Source organism: uncultured Megasphaera sp., assembly GCF_958350005.1.
Classification (GTDB): domain Bacteria; phylum Bacillota; class Negativicutes; order Veillonellales; family Megasphaeraceae; genus Megasphaera.
On sequence record NZ_CATWFF010000123.1, the window covers coordinates 1 to 6,173 of the forward strand.

Annotated in this window: 9 protein-coding genes; 8 read left to right on the forward strand and 1 reads right to left on the reverse strand. The window is 51.3% G+C overall.

Annotated features, from left to right (window positions below; genetic code table 11):
• From Q3886_RS07630 to Q3886_RS07645, 4 genes are all read left to right on the forward strand, one after another.
• Positions 1–375, forward strand: a 375-nt coding sequence (locus Q3886_RS07630) for a hypothetical protein (protein WP_301860720.1), incomplete at its 5' end; no start/stop codon positions are given.
• 325 nt (positions 376–700) lie between these two features.
• On the forward strand, positions 701–1,567 hold the full coding sequence (locus Q3886_RS07635; RefSeq protein WP_301860721.1) for a substrate-binding domain-containing protein: 867 nt from the start codon (positions 701–703) through the stop codon (positions 1,565–1,567).
• Positions 1,560–2,303, forward strand: a complete 744-nt coding sequence (locus tag Q3886_RS07640) for a 4Fe-4S binding protein (protein ID WP_301860722.1) — start codon at positions 1,560–1,562, stop codon at positions 2,301–2,303. Before Q3886_RS07635 ends, Q3886_RS07640 begins: the two co-directional genes overlap by 8 nt.
• A complete protein-coding gene (locus Q3886_RS07645; protein WP_301860725.1) occupies positions 2,303–3,133 on the forward strand; it encodes a radical SAM protein in 831 nt (276 codons plus the stop codon). Before Q3886_RS07640 ends, Q3886_RS07645 begins: the two co-directional genes overlap by 1 nt.
• Before the next feature lie 53 nt (positions 3,134–3,186).
• Here the strand turns inward: Q3886_RS07645 and Q3886_RS07650 are convergent, their stop codons facing one another.
• Positions 3,187–4,056, reverse strand: coding sequence for a DMT family transporter (locus Q3886_RS07650; RefSeq protein WP_301860726.1), 870 nt, complete (start codon positions 4,054–4,056; stop codon positions 3,187–3,189).
• A 182-nt stretch (positions 4,057–4,238) separates the two neighbouring features.
• Here Q3886_RS07650 and rpsF point away from each other — a divergent pair, with 182 nt between their 5' ends.
• The 4 genes from rpsF (at position 4,239) to Q3886_RS07670 (ending at position 6,150) form a co-directional block, all read left to right on the forward strand.
• Positions 4,239–4,523 (forward strand): 30S ribosomal protein S6, encoded by a 285-nt coding sequence (gene rpsF / locus Q3886_RS07655; RefSeq protein WP_301860727.1) that lies wholly within the window; start codon positions 4,239–4,241, stop codon positions 4,521–4,523.
• 16 nt (positions 4,524–4,539) lie between these two features.
• Complete coding sequence (locus Q3886_RS07660; RefSeq protein WP_301860729.1) at positions 4,540–4,986, forward strand: single-stranded DNA-binding protein; 447 nt, start codon at positions 4,540–4,542, stop codon at positions 4,984–4,986.
• 43 nt (positions 4,987–5,029) lie between these two features.
• Complete coding sequence (gene rpsR, locus Q3886_RS07665) at positions 5,030–5,260, forward strand: 30S ribosomal protein S18 (RefSeq protein ID WP_301860730.1); 231 nt, start codon at positions 5,030–5,032, stop codon at positions 5,258–5,260.
• Between the two features lie 122 nt (positions 5,261–5,382).
• Entirely contained in the window at positions 5,383–6,150 is a 768-nt protein-coding gene (locus Q3886_RS07670; protein WP_301860732.1) for a hypothetical protein, read from the forward strand.
• Positions 6,151–6,173: the final 23 nt, after the last annotated feature.

The window sequence follows — 6,173 nt, forward strand, 5'->3', positions numbered from 1 at the left end:
ATATTAAAAGCAACCATATTATACCCGCAAAGAGAAATAATATGGACAGACGGGGTAATTTATTCCTATGATTCCGACGAAAACAGAATGATCCCCGGTGAGAAAACGACGGAAATTCGCCCGAATACATGGGGCGATGGGTTAGCTTGGGTTGTAGATGGTTTAGTTGGGCGTAAGGAAAAATTAAAGAAGTATAAGGCTGATATGGAAAAGGAGAAAAAGGAACAGGCAGAAAAGGAACAGAAGGAAAAAGAAATCGCTGAAAAGAAGAAAAAGGAACAGGAAGAAGAAGCAGAGAAAGCAGAACAGCAAGAAAGAAATGCCACCATTGCCGGTGCTATCATCGGCGGTCTAGGCGCTTTGCTGCACTGGTAACGATGCCGTTCTTTATAATCTCGGCGCTGCAGGTGCGCAAAATCGCATTTTTTCACATCGTATGTTCATGATATTCGGAAATGACAGAAGCCCCGTCTCTTGCGGATGGGGTGTATTTTTGCATTGTTTTACATACGGACTGGGCGCATATACTCGCCTGGGCCGTATTTTTTATGCCGTGACGGGTGAATTGTTGATATATTGAATAATTCTTGTCTAATCTTGCAGGTTTTTCGTATATTGTGACAGTATTCGTCAATCTATATGTTTGACAGGTTAAATATGGTATGATTTTAAGTAATATAACTGATGAAGGGAGTTTACTATGAGTGAAGAGAAAAAGCTGATGAATCGGCGGACCTTTTTGAAGGCAACTGTTGCAGCGGCGCTGGGATCGATTCTGCTGCCCAAACTGGGACTGGCCGGCTCGGCGCAGTTTCAGGCTGATTCCCTGCAGGTCTGGTCCTGCGGCGGTCTGGCTGAGCCTCTTATGGAGGTCAATGCCCTGTATGAGCAAAAGCGGGGGATTCGAATCAATTATACCGGTGCCAGGGCTGGAACCTTAGGGAAAGCCCTGCTCAGCGGTGCTTCGACAACGGAAATCTTTGCCGCCCGCGGGATGAAAACGGTCAAGTCTCTGCGCAAGGCAGATAAGATGGTGTATTTCAAGCCTCTGTGCTTTACAGAATATGTCATCATTACGCCGAAAGACAATCCGGCAGGTATTCAGAAGATTGATGATATGGCCAAGCCCGGCGTACGGGTCATTCTGCCTCTGGGGGCTTCGCCTCCTGGCGGCGATTCGGTAGTACAGATATTGAAAAAGGCCAATCTGGAAGGGGCTGTGCGGAAAAATATGGTCAGCGAGGAAAGCTGTGTCGTTACGATGATGCCCAAGATCATTGCCGGAAAAGGGGATGCATCTATTGTGGAACGGCGCCTGACCTGTCAGGATCAGTATGCCGGCAAGGTCAACGTCATTCCCATTGATCCGGCCTTTTTCCCGCCAGGCTCCATTCCCTTTACGGCTGGCGTTATGAAGGCTGCAGCAGACCGCAAACTGGCCGATGATTTTGTGGAATTTGTCCGTAGTGACGAAGCACAGGCTATTTTTCAGAAACGAGGCTTTATTCCGGCTAATTCCGAACGGGGAAAGCAGCTGATTGAGAAATTGGGGGTAAAAGATGCATAATATTGCTTTGAGCCGCATTCGCCATCTCGTGCAGCTGGCCATGGTGGCGGTGTTGGGAAAATGGGCCTTTTACGGGATCTTTCGCTGTCCCTTTTTAGTGCCTTTCGTCAATTGTCAGAACTGTCCGGTTATTACCTGCTGGGGACGGCTTACGGCCTATTTTATGGGGGCCTGGCTGCTCATTCCCTTATCCGTGCTGATTGCTGGCCGGACGTTCTGCGGCTGGCTCTGTCCAACCGGATTTGTGAGCCAGCTCTTGGGAAAATTTTCACTATTTCCGTTGAAACTGAAAAAGAAATATATCCGTCTGGGACAGATCGGCATGGTATTGACCGTGGCAGCAGCAGCTATTATTTATTTCGGCTACGGCAATCCCCGCATGATGGTGCCTATCCGGGCTGGTGAGTTCTTTGGTTCTCTGCCCTTTGTGTTTGAGCATGCGTCGTGGATCTGGCTGTTCCGTACGGCCCTTATTATTACGCTCATTGTGGGCAGTATTATTGTGGCCAATGTGTGGTGCCGCTTCTTCTGTCCTGCTGGCGGCATTATGGAAGTAGTACGCCGCATTTCGCCTTTTGGCGTGTTCAAGACCAAAGCCTGCGACGGCTGCAATGCCTGCCGCAGAGTATGCGGCATGGGGACCCGTCCTGGTGAAGCAAACTGCATCAACTGCGGCGACTGTCTCCATGTCTGTCATAAACAGGCGATTTATGCCGGAAAGCGGGGGAGAAAGTAATGACGGAACTGACAAGAGAAGAAAATATGCTGCGCCATCCCTGCTTTCATGCTGAAGCCCGCGGCTCGTGGGGCCGCGTCCATCTGCCGGTGGCGCCGAACTGCAATATTCAGTGCAATTTCTGCAACCGCCTGTATCACTGTGCCAATGAAAGCCGTCCTGGCGTTACGAGCGAAATCTATACGCCGAAAGAAGCGCTGGAAAAACTGCGGCAAATTCGCCGCTGCTATGGAAATATTGCCGTCGCCGGCATTGCCGGACCGGGAGACAGCCTGTGCGAACCGGAAAAGACGCTGCAGACCCTGGAAGGCATTCATGAACAGTTTCCGGATATGCTGCTGTGCCTGTCGACGAACGGCCTGAATCTGCCGGCCTGTGTCGATGATCTGGTCGATGTGGGCGTCACTCATGTGACGGTGACGGTCAATGCGGTGCATACGAAAATTGGCGAACGCATTTATGCCTATGTGCGCGACGGCGGCCGTACCTACACGGGACGGGAAGGGGCGGCCCTGCTGGCGGAACGGCAGGACGAAGGAATTCGCCGCCTGAAACGGCGCGGTATTGTCGTGAAAATCAATACTGTCGTCGTTCCCGGCGTCAATATGGATCATGTCGAAGAAATCAGCCGTCAGGCTGCCCGCTGGCACGCCGATATGATGAACTGCATTGCCATGATTCCCGTAGCCCATACGCCCTTTGCCGGGCTGGCAGCGCCGACGGACGAAGAAATGGCCCGCGTCCGTGCCGCTGCTGCCGGCTATGTGCCGCAGATGTATCACTGCTGCCGGTGCCGTGCCGATGCCATTGGCTGTCTGGGAAAAGCATAAAAAAGCATAAGAAACAGAAAAACCAGGAAGACCGCGTAATGCGGCTTTCCTGGTTATGTTTTTTTATGGACATTGGACAGGATGACGGCCGTAAGCATACAGGCACAGCCGGCCAGTTCCTGCAAGGTGACGGCGTGACCGTAAAACCAGACGGCAAAGACAAAGCCGAAGACCGATTCAAAGGAAATAAGGAGGGACGCGTGGGTGTCGCTCGTATATTGCTGGGCTATGTTCTGCGCCGAAAAAGCAAAAGCCGTATTCAGGAGGACCAAATAGGCAATGCCGGTAACGGCGGCTGTGTCTGCCTGAGCCAGGCCGGCCATGTCCAGAAAGGGCAGAGCCAGCAGTCCCGGCAGGAGGAGCTGAAAAAAGGTGACGCCCACGATGTCTGCGTCGTGAACGAAATTGCCGACGTAGACGATCTGAATAGCAAAAAACAGGGCAAAGCCGAGGGATAACACATCACCAATGACCAGGGAGGTCATGCCGGAATGAAGGCAGAGCAGGGCCAGGCCGATGAGGGCCAGAACGGCACAGGCCAGGTCGAGAAGGCGAATGGGGCGGCGCGTGGCCAGCCAGGACAGGAAGGGGACGAACAGGACGTAGGCCGTAACGAGGAAGGACTGTTTTTCCACGGTCGTCGTCTGCAGGCCCTCAAGCTGAAAGACAAAGGCGATGAACTGGATGCAGCCAATGATAGTGCCGTACTTCACTTCGTTTCGGCTGCAGTGCAGAATGCGGCGGCCAAAGAGAGCGAACATGACGGCACTGGACAGGAGGAAGCGGGATGCCAGAATGCTGAAAGGCGTCATCGTCGCCAGGGCCTCTTTGGCGGCAATAAAGCCGCCGCCCCATATGGCGGCGACGACGAGAAGCGTGCCGTCGGCCAGAATCATGGCCGTTCGCCGGGATAGCTGTTTCATGGGATATTCCTCCGGATCGGGAGAGACGAAATATAAAGATACGTTGACTATACCATAAAAGAAAAAGTAAAAAAAGGCTTGAACCGTATCAGGGTACGTGATATAATATAAAAGCTTGAATCGTGTCAAGCTCCTAACCCTTCTGCGGGAAGGGTCATATGTCCAAAAGAGGAGGTGATTTCGTGAATAAGTACGAAGTCATGTTTATTGCAAAGCCGTTGGAAGAAGCAGAAGTAGATCCGATCGTAGAATTCGTATCGAACTTGCTGACGAAAAACGCCTGCAAAATTGAAAATGTAGATCGCTGGGGCAAACGCCATCTGGCATATCCTGTCAAAAAACAGGCTGATGGCTATTACGTGCTGATCAATTTCGAAGCAGATCCTGCTACGATTAAAGAACTTGACCGCGTAATGAAAATCCGCGATGAAATTCTGAAACACTTGATCGTCAAGATCGACGAATAACCGGAGGCGCAAAGGTATGAACTCAGTACAATTATTAGGGAATTTGGCTCGGGACCCGGAAATCCGTTTTACGAAGACCGGACGGGCTGTCGCTATGTTTACCGTTGCCTGCACGCGGTCGTATGTTCCGACCGGCAGTTCAGAACCGCGGGAATTAACTGATTTTATTCCTTGTGTTGCTTGGGGTAATTTGGCGGAAAACTGTGGCAACAATCTGGCAAAAGGCACCCGTGTATTCGTTCAGGGCCGTATTTCCGTCCGTTCTTATGAAACGCCGGATGGACAGAAACGGTATCGCACGGAAGTCGTTTGTGATTTTGTAGGACAGACATTGGGATCGGAACATCCGCAGGCTCCGGCACAGCCGGCAGCAGCTCCTGCTCCGCAGCATCCGGCCGCACCGGGTGCTGGCTTCAGCAGCATGGGTGCTGATGCACCATCGGATGAAGAAATCCCATTCTAAAGTCAAACACAACCCTTCTAAATTTTGAAGGAGGAACGAATAGATGAGAAGAGATCGCTCGAGAAAACCGAGAAGAAAAGTCTGCAGCTTCTGCGTAGATCATGCGGAAACCATTGACTACAAAGATATTGCAAAACTTCGCCGTTTCACGACAGAACGCGGCAAGATTCTGCCGCGCCGTATTTCCGGCGTCTGCGCAAAACATCAGCGCAAACTGACTGTCGCAATCAAACGTGCGAGAGCAATCGCTCTGCTTCCGTATACAGCAGAATAAGCAAGATACTGAAACACTGTCTTACTTTACGTGAGGCAGTGTTTTTTGTTGCAAAATTTTATTGTTTTCTGGAAAGCATAGGCGTATAATTTGGGTACACCAAGAAAGAGGAGACGGTAGTAATGAAAGGCATCGTAAAAAGTGCTGTTATGTGTGCACTATGTGTAGTATCTGTTTCAGCGGCTGCATTTGCAGAAAATGCGACCGTATCCATTCAAACCGTTCCGGCGGCAACGGCCAATGCAGCGGCAGACGCGGCGTCGTCGTGGCTGGAACCGGCAGCTGGGGACTGGTATGATACGAAAGAAACCCTGGCCATGACCATTCAGGGCAATACGATCAACGGCTGTCCTGTCACGGCGGCAGAAAACTGTACGTATGATTATCCCCGGACCGGGACCTTTACCGTAGCACAGGCCAATGGCAGCCAGACTATGACTCTCGATCTGCTGGGGCATAAATCGCATCAGTATCTGATCGTCAATAAGACCCAGGCCCTGCGCCGGTCTCAGTACGGTGATTACAATGAATCTATCGGCGGCATTTATCTGGGCATGACCAAAGAAAAGCTGACCGAAGCCTATGGCCAGCCGACGAGCATCACCGAAGACCAGGGCATGGAACGGTTCGTTTACAGCAGTCACCATATTGACGTATTTCTGGAAGGAAATATCGTCATGGCTGTTCGTCTCTATGCTGACAGTACGCTGAAGTTTGATAAATCCGGCCTGACGGCCCGGGACAGTGCTGACGCCTATGCGCAGGCCTACGGCCTTTCTGCCGTGCCGGCAGTTCCGCAGGAAGCAGGCGCTCTTTCTCCAGCCTATGACCTGCCTATGGGCGAAAAGCTCCACATGGGACAGGGATTTGTGGAACTTTCCGTATTATAAATTATAAGTAGTACAATATAAGT

Coding starts and splice junctions, on each gene's coding strand:
- Q3886_RS07635 (WP_301860721.1), top strand. CDS start 701: ATGAGTGAAGAGAAAAAGCTGATGAATCGGCGGACCTTTTTGAAGGCA.
- Q3886_RS07640 (WP_301860722.1), top strand. CDS start 1,560: ATGCATAATATTGCTTTGAGCCGCATTCGCCATCTCGTGCAGCTGGCC.
- Q3886_RS07645 (WP_301860725.1), top strand. CDS start 2,303: ATGACGGAACTGACAAGAGAAGAAAATATGCTGCGCCATCCCTGCTTT.
- Q3886_RS07650 (WP_301860726.1), bottom strand. CDS start 4,056: ATGAAACAGCTATCCCGGCGAACGGCCATGATTCTGGCCGACGGCACG.
- Q3886_RS07660 (WP_301860729.1), top strand. CDS start 4,540: ATGAACTCAGTACAATTATTAGGGAATTTGGCTCGGGACCCGGAAATC.
- rpsR (WP_301860730.1), top strand. CDS start 5,030: ATGAGAAGAGATCGCTCGAGAAAACCGAGAAGAAAAGTCTGCAGCTTC.
- Q3886_RS07670 (WP_301860732.1), top strand. CDS start 5,383: ATGAAAGGCATCGTAAAAAGTGCTGTTATGTGTGCACTATGTGTAGTA.